Here is a 15,766-nt window from a genome sequence, read left to right on the forward strand (position 1 = left end):
CCACCCACTCGGGGAGACATCACGATGACGAGATTCCAATTTCCGCCCCGGTCGACCGGCGGGGCCGTGCTCGGGTTTTCCTGGTCGCAGATCGCCCTGGTGATGGCCGGTGTCCTGACTGCGGTGGTCGGCCTGAACCTGCTCGTGGCCGGGCACCGGGTGAGCGGGCTGGTCATGTTCGCCGGCTGTGCGCTGCTGGTCACGTTCGGGTTGCTGCGGGTGAAAGGGCGTCGGCTGACCGAGTGGCTGCCGGTCGTGGTCGGGGCCTTGTGGCAGCGCGGCACCGGGCAGAGCGAGTACCGGGGTGGCCCGTACGCGCCGAACGTGCTCGCGCAGTGGATGGACCTGCCCGGCCCGGCCGCCGGCTACACGTGGCTGACCGCCACGGCCGCCGACGGCACTACCCAGATCGGGCTGCTGCGACACAAGGCGGAGAAGACGATCACGGCCGCGCTGGCTTGCCGGGGTGCGAATCTGATCCTGGCCGACACCGATGTGCAGGATCAGCGGCTCACCGATTGGGCGCAGCTGCTCAACATTCTCGGCGAGTACGCCGACACCGGTCTGATCCGGTGGGCGGTGACCGCGCGGGCGGTGCCGGACACCGGCAACGCCGCCCAGCGCTACCTGGCGGACAACACCGTCGACACCAGCACGGCCGCCTACCGGTCGCTGGCACAGTTGACCGCCGACGCCGCTCCGGCGGCCCAAAGGCACGACATCTACCTGAGCGTCGTGTTCGACCTCGCTCGCCTGTCGAAGGAGGTCGCCCAGGCCGGTGGCACCGACGCTGCGATCGCCACCGTGGTCTTGGACCGGCTGGCCGGTATTGAAGCCGCCGTCGTCGAGGCCGGCGTCACCTCGGGCGGCTGGCTGTCCCCGCGCGGCTACGCCGCCGTCATCCGCACTCAGTACGACCCGGCCGACCAAGAGACCATCGACCTGCGCACCATCACCCCCACCGTCGCGCAAGCCGGCGTGGAGCCACGGCTGGCCGGGCCGGTCGCCGCCTGCACGCTGGGCTGGAACACCTACCAGCACGACTCCGGCCTTTCGCGCACCCTGTGGGTGGCGCAGATGCCGCGCCAGCCGGTCGGGCCGACGTGGCTGACGCCGTTGTATGTACGCACGACGTGCCGGCGCACGGTCACCCTGGTCGCGCAGCCGGTCCCGGCCGCCCTCGCCCAGTTGGCCACCCGGCGCGACAAGGTCACCAAAGCCGGGGACGAGCTCACCAAACGCAAACTCCGTCTGGTCCGCACGGCCCGCGAGAACGACGAAGCCCGCGCGGTCGAGCGGATTGACCGTGAGCAGGCCGCCGGGCACACCCGCTACCAGTACGCCCTGCTGGTCACCGTCACCGCCACCACCCTCGCCGAACTGGACCGTGATGTGCGTTCGGTGCGGCGGATCCTGTCGCGGGCCGGCTGCGAAGCCGTGTCTCTGGCTGGCGAGCAGGATCAGGCGTTCCTGGCCGGGGCGCTGCCGCTGGCCCGCGGGCTCAAGCCCTTGCGGGGGTGGGCGGCATGACCCGCCGGATCTTGCGCCGCGAAGGCTCGCTCGGCGACCGGATCACCCAGCGGGCCGCGCAACGCGACCTCGCGCACGCCGAACGCGTCCTGGCTCGGGAACAGAAGGCTCTCACCCGGCACACCGACCGGCTCCTCGGCCCCGTCGCTGCGGGACGGCGCGGCGCCTACGGCCGCGCGGCCGGGCGGGTCGGGGCGCTGTTGAAGCTGCCCCCGCTGACCACGACCGCTGCCCAGCTCTGCTCGGTGTATCCGTTCGTCACCGACCCGGGCCTTGGCGTGGATGGGCCGCTGATCGGCATGGACGTGTTCAGCCGGTCGGCGTTCGTGTTCTCGCTGCACGAGCTGTACCGGGCGAAGGTGTTGACCGCGCCGAACATGACGGTGACCGGGGAAATCGGCAGCGGCAAGAGCAGCCTGCTCAAATGCCTGGCCTGGCGCGGGATCCCCTTCGGGCAGCGCTTCTTCGTCACCGACGTCAAAGGCGAATACGAATCCCTCGCCGCGCTGGCCGGCATCACACCGGTCCGGATCGGCCCCGGCCTGGGCGTCACCATGAACCCCCTCGCCTCGATCCGCCGCCACTCTGGGCAAACCGAGCAGCAGTGGCTGCAGCTGCAACGCTCCCGACGCCTGCTGCTGCTCGAAGGCCTCCTCGAAATCCAGGTCGGCGGGCCGCTGAACGAGGCCGAGAGGTCGCTGCTGGAGTACGCCGTCGACGCGGTCACCCGCGAACACGACGCCAGCCCCGACCGGATGGCCACCCCCACCCTGTCGACCGTGCTGGCCTCGACCGGCAAGCCGGAGCAGTGGCAGCATCGCCTCGACCCGCTGGCCTACCCGGTCGACGTGTTCACCGCCGACTCCCGCCGGGTCCGCCTCGCCCTGGAACGGCTGATCTCAGGTGCGCTCGGTGGGGTGTTCGACGGGCCAGCGACCGCCAGCGCTCGCCTCGACTTCACGCAGCCGGGTGCGATCTTGGATCTGCGGGCGATCCGGGCATCGGACGCAATGACCGCCATGGCCATGTCGTGCGCGCAGTCGTGGCTCGAGACCGAACTGTCCGCGCCGAATGCCCCACCCAGGGTCTGCTTCTACGACGAGTTCGCGCTGATCGCACGGCACCTGCCACTGATCCGCCGGATGCGCGAACAACTCAAACTCGCCCGCGCCCTCGGGATCGCGAACGTACTGGCATTCCACCGGTTCTCCGACCTGGCCGCTTCCGGCAGCGCGGACTCCGAGCAAGTCCGCATCGCCCGTGGGCTGATCGAGGACACCGGCGTGAGGGTCTCCTACCGGCAAGCGGTCGGCAGCGTCGAGCAGGCCCGCGAGTTCCTGGCCACCACTGATGTGGAGACCGACCTGCTGCGGTTCCTGCGCCAGGGCGTCGGCATGTGGAAGATCGGCACCCGCTCCTACGTCGTCAAACACCAGCTCTCGCGGGCCGAGACGGCGATGGTACATACCGACGGCCGCATGCACGCTGCGATCGGCAAGGACGCCGACGCGCATCACAGCACGGGGCCGCTCTCGACCGTCACGACGGACAGGGGCGCGCGATGACCCCACCGCTGTCTTCACCCGGGCATCACCCGCCGCGGCAGGGCCACCCCCGCGCCGATATCCGGGTCCGCATCTTCCTGCTGGTCCTGATCGTGGTCGGAACAACGACGGCCATGCTGACGCTGTGGCTCGCCGGGCAGCTCAGCGGCCTGGTCTCGCATGCGGCCTGGCCGAACAGCGGACCCGGCGACGCCCCTGGGATCGCGTTCCGCCTCGTCGGCGACCTCGCGGATCCGGCCGCCGGGTGGCCGAGCCAAGCGCGCGCCGAGGTGGGCTCGCCCTGGCTGGTCTACCCGCTGTGGGGGCTGCTGTTCTCCGCCGTCCTGCTCGGCCTGCTTCTGGTCCTGGCCCCGGTTGGGCGCCGGGTGCGGCGCGCTGGGTTCGCCGGCAACGCCGAGATTCGGGCGCTGCTCGGCGCGGACGGGGTCCGTTCCCGAGTGGACGTGATCCGCCCCGGCCTGACGATCACCGAACACGACGACGAGCCGACTCGTACGGCGAAGGCTGCACGCCGGGCCGATCCCTTGGAAACGGGCCGGTTCCTGGGTTTCGACGCGACCAGCCGCCGGCCGCTGTATCTGGCCAATGAGTACACGCTGATGGTTGCGGCTCCGCCCCGGTTCGGCAACAAGACCACTCGCTATGTGATCCCGGCTGTCGCGGACGCCCGGGGTGCGGTCATCACGACATCGACCCGCCTGGACGTCGCCGAGGTTACCTACGAGCGGCGCGCTGCGCTCGGCCCGACCTGGATCTGCGAACCGCAGGGTGAGGTGCCGGGGGTGCCGCGGCTGCGCTGGTCTCCGATCGAAGGCGCGCAGGACCAGATCGTGGCGATGCTGCGCGCGCAGGGGTTCGCCGCCGGCTCGGGGATCGGCGCCGATTCGGTGGAGAACGGGCAGTGGTTCCGCGACCAGGCCGCCACCGTCCTGCGCGGCCTGCTGCACGCCGCCGCCCTCGACGAGAAGGCCACGATGGTCGACGTTCTGGCCTGGTCGCAGAACCCCAACAATGCGCGCCCGGAGCGGATCCTGCGTGCGCATCACGTGGATTCGTGGGCGGACCGGCTGGCCCGGCACCGCGAGAGCACCGGCCGGGCCCGCGACACCGTCCAATCCGTGGTCGCCGGTGCCCTAGACGCGTTCAACGACCCGCGCGTGCTGCACGCGTGTTCCCCGCCGCGGGGCACGCAGTTCCGGCCGGTCGACTGGCTGCGCGAGTCCGGGACGCTGTATCTGGTCGGCACCCGGGACGCGCAGGCGCTGATCGCGCCGCTGCTGGCCGCGATGGCCGAAGACATCCTCTACCAGGCCAAGAAGCTGGCCTTGACGTCGCCGGGCGGCCGGATCGAGCCGTGCCTGTATTTCATCGGTGACGAGATCGCCAACATCGCCCCACTGCCTTCCCTGCCCAGCTTGATGAGTGAGGGCGGCGGGTCCGGGATCGCGGTCAGCATCTTCACCCAGAACAGCCACCAGCTGCGCGAACGCTGGGGCGACAAAGGCGGCCGTGCCGTCGCCGACTCCGCCAACGCGCGGCTGATCATCGGCGGTTCCACCGACGTGGCCGGGCTGCGCGACGCGCAGGCGCTGGCCGGGCATGTCTCTGAGGTCTCCTCGAGTCATTCGTGGGGTGGTGGCCGGGCGTCGGTCAGCGAGAACGTGCGCCGCGAGCAGCTGCTGGACCTGTCCGAGCTGCGCACCCTGCCCGAAGGCCATGCGATCGCCCTCGTGGGTGCGTTGTCACCGGTCGAGATCACCGTGCCTGCGTGGTGGCAACGCCCCGACAGCGCGGAACTCACTGCCGGCCGTGAACGGTTCCGCCGCCGTCTCGCCGAGGGATCGTGATGGCCGGCTTCGACTTCGAGCTGCCCGATGACGCGCCGGCGGACATGACCGCGCTTGCTCAGCTCGCCGCCTCGGTAGCGACGTTGACCGCGGCGGTGGAGTCGCTGCACCAGCAGCACCTCGACCTGCGCGACACCGTCACCCGCCAACAGCAGCGCTCCAGCGGTGGTCCGCGCAAGGCGCCGGACGCGATGCCGTGGCCGCTGCGCTGGACCGAACTCGACCGCGATGCCGCGGCTGGCGCGTGGGCGTGGCTGATCGGCTGGGTGGACTGGTTCGTCGACCGGTATCAGTTGGCCGAGGAGATCCCTGCCTGCTGGTACCAGCACCCGCCCCTGGTCGAAGAACTCACCGCTCTGGCCGCGGCGTGGCACGCCTGTTATGGCGACGACGCGCTGGCCGACGGCCCTCTGTTGTGGCACGAGCGCCTCGCCCGCGCGCGGGAACGGCTGCGCGGTTGGGACGACGCCACCCGCTGCCGCAACGGCGAGCACACCGCCCGGCAGGTCGAACTGGCCTGGCCGGACGACTGGCAGGACACCGCCATCGAGACGGCGAACACCGACCTCGGCCACCGCACCACCCCGCCGGCCACTGGTGCCGAGCCGGCGAGGGAGGACCGGCCATGACCGTCCCGGCCGAGATCACCACCAGCCACGACTGGAACCAGCTCCTCGCCGCCCTCGCCGCCCAGTACCGGCAGATCGACGGCCTGTACCAGCTCATCACCGCCCCCGAACCCGAGACCGACGAGACCACCAACGACCTGGAGGAGGAGCCCGTGAGCGGACCCCACCCGGAATACGACCTCGACCGCGACGCCGAAATCGAAGACGCCAACCGTGTGCGCCTCGACGCCGAAACCGACGGACGCCTCGACGGCGATTACGACCCCGACCCCGATCCCAATTCCGGCGGCGACCCGGACCTGGAGCCCTGATGGACACCACAACCCTGGCCGACGCGGGCACGACGGACGAGCAACCCGACAGCCCATACCTGCGATATCTCGCTCTGCTGCGCGAGCTCGGCAACCGGGCCTTCGCCGTCAACACGGCGTTGCTGGAAGCGCATCTCGTCGACACCCCGACCGAACGCCACCACGCCTTGACGATCCTGCACACCCGCGCCCGCGGTATCGCCGTGCTGGCCAACGAGGCCCTCGGCACCGCCTCGAGCTCGAAGCAGACAGCATGAAGACCCGGCACTGGGCCGCACCGCTCGCCGTCCTCCTCCTCACCGCCGCGGCCGCCTGCACCAGCACCCCGCCCTCGCCGTCCGGCACTCCCGCGAGCTCAAGCGTCACCGCGACGGCCGGGCCTGTGGATAAAGCTGTGCGTAACCACCACGAGGACGAGGACAGCGTCGGTACCGCTACCAGCGCGCCCCCGCCAAACGCCGGCATGCTGGCCGCGCTGACCTACGTACGCCGCTGGGCCCGCCCGGCCATGAACCACGCCGACTGGTATGCGGCGTTGCGGCCGCTGGTCACGCCCGGCTACGCCAGCCTGCTGGCCGACACCGACCCAGCCCAGGTGCCCGCCCGAAGCACCACTGGGCCGCCGACACCGGTGTCCTCGACGACCGCCGTGCTGGTCACGGACGTCCCGACCGACGCGGGGGCCGTGCGGGTCACCGTGGTCAACACCGCCGGCCGCTGGCTGATCGCCACCGCCGAGCCCGCCGCGGAGACCGTCCGGTGAAACGCGTCATCGTGGCGCTGCTCGTGTTCGGCGGCCTGCTCGCCTTGTGCGGGCTGCCCCTGGCGGTGGTCCTGGACGACAGCCCGGCCAGCGCCGCCTGCAGCACTACTACCACCACCACTGACGCACACGGGCAGGTGAATGTCACGGCCCATGCCGGTGCGGTCGGGCAGTGGAGCAGCGCCCAGGTCGACAACGCGGCGATCATCGTCGCCGTCGGCCAGCGGCAGCAGGTTCCGGCCCGGGGCTGGGTGGTCGCCGTGGCCACCGCGATGACCGAATCGAGCCTGACCAACCACGGGGACCTCGGCGCCCGCAACGACCACGACTCGCTCGGCCTGTTCCAGCAACGCCCGAGCCAGGGCTGGGGTAACCCGGCCCAGCTGGTCGACCCGGTCTACGCGGCGACCACGTTCTACGCGGCGCTGCAGCGGGTGCCTGGCTGGGAGACGCTGCCTTTGACCGTCGCCGCCCAGCGCGTGCAGCGTTCGGCCTTTCCGGACCGCTACGCCAAATACGAGAACGACGCCGAGACCGTCGTGGCTGCGGTGACCGGCAAAGCGTCGATCACCGACCTCGCGGGAGCGAGCCTGGCCGACTGCGGCCCGGCCCCGATGCTGGTATCGACCGGCGGCTGGACCCAGCCGGTGAAGGCGAGCATCGTCTCTGAGTTCCGGTCGCCGTTGAGGCCCAAGCATCAGGGCGTCGACCTTGGGGCGAAACGCCACACGGTTATCCGGGCCGCCGCCGGCGGCGAGGTGGTCTGGGCCGGCTGCGACGACGACACCGGCAACTGCGACATCGACGGCAGCCCCTCCACGCCGGGTTGCGGCTGGTTCGTCGAAATCCTCCACGCCGGACAGATCGCCACCCGCTACTGCCACATGGTCCGCCAACCGGGCGTGGTCGACGGGCAGCACGTCAACGCCGGCGATCCGCTCGGTTTGGTCGGCACCAGCGGCCATTCCTCGGGCCCGCACCTGCATTTCGAGGTCCACCACAACGTCACCTGCGGCCCCAGCCGATGCCGGCTGACCAGCGACAACGCCCAAGATCCGCAGGCGTTCATGTGGACCGTAGGAGCCCCTCTCGGCTCCTAACCCCTCACCACCGCCGTTCCTTCGGCCTTCCGGCCACACCCGAAATCCAGCCAGATGCACTGACTTTCAGTGGAGGTCCACCGTGAGCCCATCACCGCAGTACCAGACTCGCCGGTCAGCCGGCCGCCGTTTCCCGGGCTGGCTGAGCGCCGTGCTTGTCCTGGCCGCGCTGCTCGTGGCCGCGCCGCAGGCCGCGGTCGCCGATCCATGGCCGCGGCCCGCGAAGCCGGGCTGTGCGGCCCGGACCGCCGAGGTCGGCCTCACCGGCCACCGCGATGCCCGCCAGTACCGGATCCGGGGCTGGCTGTGCCAGCCCCGGCAGCCGACCGGGACGGTGCAGCTGCTGGTGCCCGGGCTGACCTACGCCCACACCTATTGGACCGGCCCCGAAGGTCCGGACAGCGGCTACGTCCGTACGGCGCTGACTACCGGCACCGCCGTATTCGTGTTCGACCGCGTCGGCACCGGCGGATCCGGCACACCCCCGGCCGAACAGGTCACCCTCGACGCTGAGGCGACCGTCATCCACCAACTGGTCAGCGCGCTGCGGGACGGCGAGCTCGGCCGGTTCACGCGGGTGGTGGGCGTCGGGCACTCCTACGGCAGCATGATCCTGCAAGCCGAGACCGCCGCGTTCCAGGACCTCGACCAGCTCGTGCTCACCGGCCTGCTGCACGAGCTGAACTGGACCACCGAGGCCGCCTTCGCCGCCAACCTCCACCCGGCCGGCGCCGACCCGGCATACGCCCACGCGGGACTGCCCGACGGCTACCTCACCACCCAGCCCGGCACCCGCGCCGAGTACTTCCTCAACCCGGCGACCGCCATCCCAGGCGCGGCCGCATGGGATGAGCGGACCAAGGCGACCGCGACCAGCGGGGAACTCGCGCTCGACCTGGGCCGGCAGGCCGCCGACAGCCGCCAGATCCGCGTGCCCGTCCTGCTGGTCGTCGGCGCTGACGACGTGATCTTCTGCGGCCCCGGTCTGGCCTGCGCCACCGCCAACGACCTCTGCGCGCGCGAACGCGGCTTCTACCCCGCCGACACGGTCCTGGACGCGGCCGTCATCGCCGGCACCGGCCACTCGATCGCCCTGCACCGCACCGCCGAGGCCGCGGCCGCCGCCATCACCAGCTGGATCACCGGGCACCCCTACGCGGCCACACCAGCGATCACACGCTGCACCAGCTAACCCGTGCGCCTGGACGCTCTCTGCCGTCGGCGCAGCCCGATCTCGACGAAAGCGGAACCCGTGCTGATCCCCGCAGACCATCCCGACCTTCTCCTGCTGCTGTTCACCGCGGCGCTGTCTGCACCGCCTGCCCGCCCGCGACGGCTGCCGTACGGCAACCACGCCCGGCAGCCAGGCATACGAGGCCGGCATCGGCGCCGGAGCCTTGGCATCGGGCGCCGCGCGTCCCTCGGTGGGCGGCACCGGGAACCGCGGAAGCGATCATGATCAGCCCGGATTCGCCGATTGCGGACGGCGAGCGGGGGCGGCTGCTCGACGAGCCCTGCGATCGGGCTGGGATCGACGTGCTGGCCCAGACCGCGATCCTGAGCCGGGCCGGCCAGCTGGTGCGCCGCCATCTCGAGAACACCGTGCTGCGCGGAGCCCATCTGACCTGGAACAGCTTCGACGTGTTGCAGCTGGTCGTCAGCCGCCGGCCGATCGACACGCGCACCGTCGCCGCGATCACCGGCCTGGCGAAACCGACGGTCAGCGTGATCTCGACAGATTTGGCTGCGCGTCATCTGATCCGCCGTGCCCGGCATCGGCTCAGCGATCCGGTCGCCGTGCGCCTGTATCCCACCACGGCCGCCGCCGAGCTTGTCGCACGCCTGCGGCCGCTGTTGGCCGCCGCAGTCGGCGACCTGCGCAACGGCCGCGTCGACGGCCTCGACCCGGTCGCCGTCGACCTGCTGCGCCGCCTGATCACCACATGACCGCACGCCACGAAAGGACTCGGTCGATGTTCATCCGCGCCCACTCTTGTTTCCCACGCCCGCTGCTGCGCGCCGTCGTTGTCGCCGTGGTGGCGGCCTGCTCGCTGAGTATCGCGGCCTGTCACACGAGCCCGGCCGGCCCACCGCACACCGCGACCTCCGCCAGCGCTGTGGCCCAGCCGTCGCGAACGCCGAGCGGTGCTAGCCCTCGCTCCTACGCCGTCCTGAGCGTGCGGGAGAGCTGCGACCTGCTCGACCTCGACGCGCTCACCACGGCCCTTGGCCCCGACGCCGGCCCGCTGACGCAGCCGCACGAGCAGCGCAACTCGGTCGCGTCGTTCGTCCGCTGCGACCGGCAGTACGGGGTGCCGGCGACGCGCAGCCTGGTCAGCCTCCACGCCATGGTGGCCACCTCCGGCAGCGCCCAGCTCATCTACGACGGCACCCGGGCGGCAGACGCCAAGGCCTACAGCATCGCCGAGGTCCCCGGCCTCGCCCAGAGCGCCTACCTCCGCAGCGACCCGCAGACCGGCGTCCACCTGAGCCTGTACGACGGCAACCTCTACCTGCGCGTCTCCATCAACCAGATCGTCCGCCAGCGGATCCCCGCCGCGACCACCAGTGAACTGCTGACGGCGGTCGCCCGCCACGTCATGGCGGCCATGGCGGCCTGACCCGTGCGCCCGGCCACGGTCAGGCCGCCTGGTTGGACGCCGCTGCTCTTCTCATCAACGGCCTCGGCGATTCGTGCTCTCGTTGACTGGAGTCCACAGTGCGCAACCTCAACCCATTCACTCGAACCATGACCACGCCCAGCCCGCCGCACCTGCCGAACGCGGAGGTTCTCTCGCCAGCAGGTCCACGCCGGTTACGGGGCTCCCGGCACGGACCGGCAAGCTGGAGTCCGCTGATCGACCGGGTCCGCCAGCCCGCGGGCAGGCTCCAGGCGAAGCACCTGGGACTTGCCCTCATCGGTGGCGCCGTCGGATTGAGCGCCGCCGCGTGGGCGTTGCAGCATTCAAACATCAACCGGTTCGCCCGGCATCGGCGGCTACCGGGGCCGCGACGGGCCATCACCGGCTCGGCCGGTCAGGGTGCCCGGAGTCTGGCGTCTCGACCGGCGGCCAGCGACCATGTAGTACCGCAGAGCGGATCCTCACCCGCTTCTCGGCGCCGCCGCACCGTCGTTCGCCGCCATCTGGCGGCTGCGCACAGAACAGCTGAAGGACCGCGTTCGGCACCGGAACCGGAGTCCGTGGCGGGTAGTCCTGAGCGGGTAGCGCTACGGCGGGCTCGGGTCGCCGTGTGCCTCATGTTTATCGTCGCAGGGGCCGCCATCGGCACGTGGACGGCCCGGATCCCGGCCATCATGCACGGGCTGGCCATGTCCGACGGTCAGCTCAGCATCGCCCTGGTTGTGTTGGCGGCCGGTGGCCTGGCCGGGATGGGCGGCTCCGGTCGTCTGGTCGACCGGTTCGGCAGCCGCCAGGTCCTCGCTCCGGCCATGGCGTTGGTCGGCGGCGCGCTCGTCGGCTTGGCCTACGCCCCCACCCTGCCGACGCTGCTCGGTGCGTTGTTCGTCTTCGGCGCCATTCACGGCACGTTGAACGTCGCGATGAACGCCCACGCTGTTGAGTGCCAGCGGGCCTACGGGCGGCCGATCATGACCTCGTTCCACGCCTTCTTCAGTATCGGCGGTGTGGTGGGTGCGCTCACTGGAGGAGCTTTCGCGCACGCCGGCCACGGGCCCGCGGCGACGTTCCTGACCATCGGCGCCGCGTCGACGATGCTCGCTGTAGCCGCGATCAGGTGGGCGCTGCCCAGCGAGTCGCCGAAGTCAACGCAGCAGCGGCCCTCTCTCGTCGACGCATCGCCGCCGACGTCGAGGTTCCCTTGGCCGCAGGTGCTGCTGCTCGGGCTTCTGGCGTTCTGCTCGCTGACCAGCGAAGGCGCCGCGGCCGACTGGGGCAGCATGTATCTGCACGACAGCCTCGGCAGCTCCAGCGCCACCGCCGCGGCCGCCTACGCGGTGTTCGCGGCCACGATGACGATCGGACGGCTCACCGGCGACCGGCTCCTGGCCCGGCTCGGCCCGGTACGGCTGCTGCGCGCCTCGAGCCTGATCGCCGCCCTCGGACTCGCGGCGGGCCTGCTCGCCCACCACCCCGTCGCCGCGCTGGCCGGCTTCGCGGTGCTCGGCGCCGGCCTGTCGTGCGTCGTCCCGCAGGTCTACTCCGCCGCCGGAACCCTCAACGGCGAGCACACCGGTCGGATCCTGTCGTACGTCGCCGCTCTGGGCTACCTGGGTTTCGTCGGCGGCCCGGCACTCATCGGCGGTCTCGCCGATCTTGTCGGGCTCGCCCGGGCCATGTTCATCCTGCCCATGCTGCTGCTCATCATTGCGGCGACGGCCAGTGTCGTGCACCGGCCGCGCTCCGCCCATCAGCAACCACGCGGCCTCCACGCCTCAGACGCCGGAACCGTCGATCAGCGTGAAACGCCGATCCGTCATCGACCACGGCCACCGGCAAGGCCGGCCCAGACGGCCGATCCCACAGGCCCCGCCGTGCCGTCCCCGGCTGTCGCCCGGCGGTCCCACGAACGATCCATTCGAGCGGCCCGTGACGTGCACCGGCTGCTCGCCAGCTGACAAAAGGAACCAGTCAATGATCATGTACAACGCCCTCATCGGAGTGTGCGCCGGACTGGCGCTACTGCTCGTACCCCGCTACTGGGCCCTGGTCCGCGGCATCCGGATGCCGTTGCAACTGACCAGATCCGCCAATCCCAGCGCCTGGGCCGTCACCTTCGGCGCCCTCGGCGCCGTGCTCACCGCGCTGGCCTTCACCGCGACGATCACCCACCCTCTCGCGGCGGCCAAGCCCTACCTCGACACCCTCTTCGCCGAACCCTCGCTGCTGCTCGGTGTCCTGCTGCTCGCCGCCACCTGGCGGCTCCGACGCCAACGAGGAGTCCTCGGCCAGCCACAAATCGCCGCCCTCGCCGGACCCACAGGCTGGATCATCTTCGCGCTCGGGGTCGTTTTGGTGTGGTGCTGCCTGGCGATCCTGCGCTTCGACGTGATCAGCGCGGCCCCGCCGACCGAACCGCTGACCGGGCTGCTCCACCACCATCCGGTCATCGAGAACACGTTCTTCGTCGCCGTGCTCTACGGCCCGGCCGCGCTGGGCTGCCTGCTCGTCCCGGCCGCCCTCAACCTGCGCCGCCGCATCACCTGGGCGATCCTCTACTGGTCCTGGACCATCGCCGGGATCGGCTTCACCCTGTTCAGCGCCCTCAACTACTACACCCACACCGGAATGCTCATCAACGACGTCAGCGGGACGGGCTACCGCTGGTAGCCCGCTCACCACCACCGACGGTTCAACGCTACGGCCCGAAAGCATCGCGGCGTCCCAGCGCCGCTGATCCCCGCATTTGAACGGGCGCTGCCCGCACGCCCGCGTTTGCGGTCAACCTGGCCGCCGCCCGCGCGCGGCTCCAGGCGGTGTCAGCGCGTCCCACGGTGGCGCCGGCGCGCACGGTCTTCCGAACGCATCTTGCACGTGGAGGGGCTGTCGTATGCGATTCGTGCTCGAGTTGCAGCACGCGGTCCTTAACTCCGGGCTGCCCTCACCCGCCCGGCATCTGCTGCTCACCATAGCCGTCAAAGCGGACTGGGAGACCGGTGTCATCCCGGCCGCGCATACACCCTCGTTGGCGATGCTGGCCGCGATGACCGGGTTGTCGAAGTCGACGGTGGCCGAGTGGCTGGGCGTCCTGGAGACCGCCGGCTGGCTCAAACGCGAGCGGCCGGCAGCGTCCGACGGCCGGGCCACCACCCGCTACGCCCTGCTCATCGGATCCACCTGCGTCGTCAAACCACACCGGCCATCACGACGCCGCAATCCCGCGCCGCATCCCGAGCAAACACCATCCGACGACGCTGGGGTACGCACGGACGCGACCACCACTCCCGCTGCGACCACCACTCCCGCTGCGCCCACCGCGTCCGAACCGCCAGGTGTCCGCCTGGCGGACACCTCGGCCCGTCCGCCAGGCGGTACACGGCCGGTCCGCTCGGCGGACACCAGCCGTCCGCCGAGCGGACCCGAGACGTTCGTGAACTCTCCTACGGAGAGTTCAACATCCCAAGACCGTCCGCCCGCACGCGGCAACGGCCGGCGCTCAGCCAGCCTCGACGAGACGGGAACACGGCTGCCGCAGCACTTCGCCGTCACCGACGCCATGGCCGGCTGGGCCCGGCAGCACGCACCGAACGTCCCGCCGACCGCCACCGCCGCGTTCGTCGACTACTGGACCGCTCAGCCCGGCGCCAAGGGCCGCCGCTGCGACTGGACGGCCACCTGGCGCAACTGGATGCGCCGCGAACAAACCACCATCGAACGCCACCCGAGCTTCCGCGGCACCGCCGTCCAAACCGCCGTACCGGCCACCACCGCGCCCGGCACCGCTGACGAGATGTGCCCGCAGCACCGGGGCCGCCGCGCGGCAACCTGCGGCCTGTGCCGTGCCGAACGAATCGAACGCTCGAAGACCCCTCATTCCCCGTCCGGTACGGTCGCGCGGTGACGTCGACGCAGTCAGGTCCGCTGCCGGTGCACGCGTTCTGTGAGCCGGTGTGGCAGACCGGGAGCCGCTGATATATCCGGCTGCTGGGAACCGATGGCGCCGGTTCCCTCACGGCGGCCCCACCGGGGACACTTCGGCGCTCTGCGGGTTGACACTGAGCCGCGGATAGGACTTGGCGGCCACGGTGACGGCTGACTCGGTTCAAGGGCTGCGGTCGCTGCGCTAACGCGTATTTGGGGTCCGGCACGGTCTTAAGCCTGCACGCTGAACCGGTTGCAACCACTCGTGGCTCAAGGTCAATGGCAACATCAAGGGGTTGCGGCGGATCCGTCTCGTCGGGCACGGCGTTCAGGTCGGCGGCGATCGGGCCCGCGTTGCCGGCCAACTCACGCCGTCCGGCCGGCCATCGGAGACCTTCAGAATCGGCGAAGCCGACCGTTCTCGAACTGACGAGGGGCAGTGGCTAACCGATGTCCAGGTCCGGAATCTGTTGACCGGGGCTGGTGGGCGCGGGCGGACTGGCAGCGGTATCCAGCCGGGCCTGAGAGTATTTCGGCTGTTCCGGATCGGCGGAACGGGAAATGGCGGCGGAGAGCGTTGCCACGGCGCGGCTGACGTCTCGCACCTGGTCGGCGAGACCCTGTTCATTACCCTGGCCCGGGCCGCTCTCGGTCTGGCTGATCAGCGTGGCGTAGAGGCGTCCAGGTCCCAAACTTCGGTTCGTGGTCCCGCCGGTGAGGGTGTAAAATCGGGGGGTCAACAAGGATGCTTGAGCGCTTTGGCTCAGGTGTTCGGGGCCGCGTTCGCCACTGGGTGGAGCGGCCCTGTTGCTGTCCAGGGACAGTTCCCGTCCGCTGCCCGCGTCGATGATGCTCGCGCTATCGGTGATCCGGCTGAGCCATTGCGGTTCGTCGAAGTTGAGCGCTCGCTGGAACGACCAGGCGGCGGCGTCGGCCAGCCACAGACCGGGCTGCTGTTGGTCGGCGATGTGCAGGACGCGCAGGCGGGGGCTGATCTGGTTGCCCCGGACGAGCTCGCGATAGGTGGTGACGTCCGGCAGGTCCGTGCGGGCGACCTTGCGTCCTTCAAGCTGGGTCTGGAGACGCTCATACTCACTGGCGCGGGTATCGAGGACGACGTCGCGGACTTTCTGTGCGTCCAGCTGGCGCAGCAGCTGACTCAACGTCGCCTGACGGGCGGTCTCGAGACTGCCGGTGATCGGCGCCTGGGTGACCAGGAAGGTCCAGCCCGCGTGGGCGTGCACGGTGTCGAGCATGTCCTCGATCGGGGCGAGGTGGCCGCGCTTGTAGAGGTCGGTGGCGTGGAACGGCCCATGCTGGCCCGCTGCCTGGCGCGTTGAGGCGATGACCTCGGCGAGGTCACTGCCGTCGACGACGACGCCCGCGAACAGATACATGCCGGGATGGTTGGGGCGATGGATGAAGGCCTCGTCGACGAAGGCGACGCGGTGTCCGCTCACG

The 15,766-nt window shown here is 70.7% G+C and carries 15 protein-coding genes; 14 read left to right on the plus strand and 1 reads right to left on the minus strand.

All coding sequences use genetic code 11. From position 1 onward, the window contains the following. Nucleotides 1-24: 24 nt before the first annotated feature. The 14 genes from ACFY36_RS50550 to ACFY36_RS50615 all read left to right on the plus strand — a co-directional run bounded on the left by ACFY36_RS50550 (nt 25) and on the right by ACFY36_RS50615 (nt 14,285). A complete protein-coding gene (locus ACFY36_RS50550; RefSeq protein ID WP_499753092.1) occupies nt 25-1,530 on the plus strand; it encodes an SCO6880 family protein in 1,506 nt (501 codons plus the stop codon). Beyond that, a complete protein-coding gene (locus ACFY36_RS50555) occupies nt 1,527-3,095 on the plus strand; it encodes a putative type IV secretion/conjugal transfer ATPase (RefSeq protein WP_499753093.1) in 1,569 nt (522 codons plus the stop codon). Before ACFY36_RS50550 ends, ACFY36_RS50555 begins: the two co-directional genes overlap by 4 nt. Continuing rightward, nucleotides 3,092-4,942 carry a type IV secretory system conjugative DNA transfer family protein gene (locus ACFY36_RS50560; RefSeq protein ID WP_499753094.1) on the plus strand — a complete coding sequence of 617 codons (1,851 nt, stop codon included), beginning with the start codon at nt 3,092-3,094 and terminating at the stop codon, nt 4,940-4,942. The genes ACFY36_RS50555 and ACFY36_RS50560 overlap by 4 nt, the downstream gene beginning before the upstream one ends. Next, the gene (locus tag ACFY36_RS50565) at nt 4,942-5,571 is read left to right on the plus strand and encodes a hypothetical protein (protein ID WP_499753095.1); all 630 of its coding nucleotides are present in this window, start codon (nt 4,942-4,944) and stop codon (nt 5,569-5,571) included. Before ACFY36_RS50560 ends, ACFY36_RS50565 begins: the two co-directional genes overlap by 1 nt. Further along, nucleotides 5,568-5,882 (plus strand): hypothetical protein, encoded by a 315-nt coding sequence (locus ACFY36_RS50570; RefSeq protein ID WP_499753096.1) that lies wholly within the window; start codon nt 5,568-5,570, stop codon nt 5,880-5,882. The genes ACFY36_RS50565 and ACFY36_RS50570 overlap by 4 nt, the downstream gene beginning before the upstream one ends. After that, nucleotides 5,882-6,139 (plus strand): hypothetical protein, encoded by a 258-nt coding sequence (locus tag ACFY36_RS50575; protein ID WP_499753097.1) that lies wholly within the window; start codon nt 5,882-5,884, stop codon nt 6,137-6,139. Before ACFY36_RS50570 ends, ACFY36_RS50575 begins: the two co-directional genes overlap by 1 nt. Further along, nucleotides 6,136-6,645: a hypothetical protein gene (locus tag ACFY36_RS50580; protein ID WP_499753098.1), complete on the plus strand. Its 510-nt coding sequence runs from the start codon at nt 6,136-6,138 to the stop codon at nt 6,643-6,645. Before ACFY36_RS50575 ends, ACFY36_RS50580 begins: the two co-directional genes overlap by 4 nt. Continuing rightward, nucleotides 6,642-7,745 carry a peptidoglycan DD-metalloendopeptidase family protein gene (locus tag ACFY36_RS50585; RefSeq protein WP_499753099.1) on the plus strand — a complete coding sequence of 368 codons (1,104 nt, stop codon included), beginning with the start codon at nt 6,642-6,644 and terminating at the stop codon, nt 7,743-7,745. The genes ACFY36_RS50580 and ACFY36_RS50585 overlap by 4 nt, the downstream gene beginning before the upstream one ends. A gap of 82 nt (nt 7,746-7,827) precedes the next feature. Continuing rightward, a complete protein-coding gene (locus ACFY36_RS50590; protein WP_499753100.1) occupies nt 7,828-8,937 on the plus strand; it encodes an alpha/beta hydrolase in 1,110 nt (369 codons plus the stop codon). A gap of 263 nt (nt 8,938-9,200) precedes the next feature. After that, nucleotides 9,201-9,692, plus strand: coding sequence for a MarR family winged helix-turn-helix transcriptional regulator (locus ACFY36_RS50595; protein WP_499753101.1), 492 nt, complete (start codon nt 9,201-9,203; stop codon nt 9,690-9,692). A gap of 26 nt (nt 9,693-9,718) precedes the next feature. Continuing rightward, nucleotides 9,719-10,366, plus strand: coding sequence for a hypothetical protein (locus tag ACFY36_RS50600; protein WP_499753102.1), 648 nt, complete (start codon nt 9,719-9,721; stop codon nt 10,364-10,366). Between the two features lie 638 nt (nt 10,367-11,004). Beyond that, the gene (locus ACFY36_RS50605; RefSeq protein ID WP_499753103.1) at nt 11,005-12,342 is read left to right on the plus strand and encodes an MFS transporter; all 1,338 of its coding nucleotides are present in this window, start codon (nt 11,005-11,007) and stop codon (nt 12,340-12,342) included. A 16-nt stretch (nt 12,343-12,358) separates the two neighbouring features. Next, nucleotides 12,359-13,054 (plus strand): DUF981 family protein, encoded by a 696-nt coding sequence (locus ACFY36_RS50610; RefSeq protein WP_499753104.1) that lies wholly within the window; start codon nt 12,359-12,361, stop codon nt 13,052-13,054. Nucleotides 13,055-13,274: 220 nt separating this feature from the next. Further along, the gene (locus tag ACFY36_RS50615) at nt 13,275-14,285 is read left to right on the plus strand and encodes a helix-turn-helix domain-containing protein (protein WP_499753105.1); all 1,011 of its coding nucleotides are present in this window, start codon (nt 13,275-13,277) and stop codon (nt 14,283-14,285) included. Nucleotides 14,286-14,748: 463 nt separating this feature from the next. Here the strand turns inward: ACFY36_RS50615 and ACFY36_RS50620 are convergent, their stop codons facing one another. After that, nucleotides 14,749-15,765, minus strand: a complete 1,017-nt coding sequence (locus ACFY36_RS50620) for a hypothetical protein (protein ID WP_499753106.1) — start codon at nt 15,763-15,765, stop codon at nt 14,749-14,751. Between the last annotated feature and the right edge of the window lies 1 nt (nt 15,766).

It is taken from the genome of Actinoplanes sp. NPDC000266 (genome assembly GCF_042899005.1).
Lineage (GTDB): Bacteria > Actinomycetota > Actinomycetes > Mycobacteriales > Micromonosporaceae > Actinoplanes.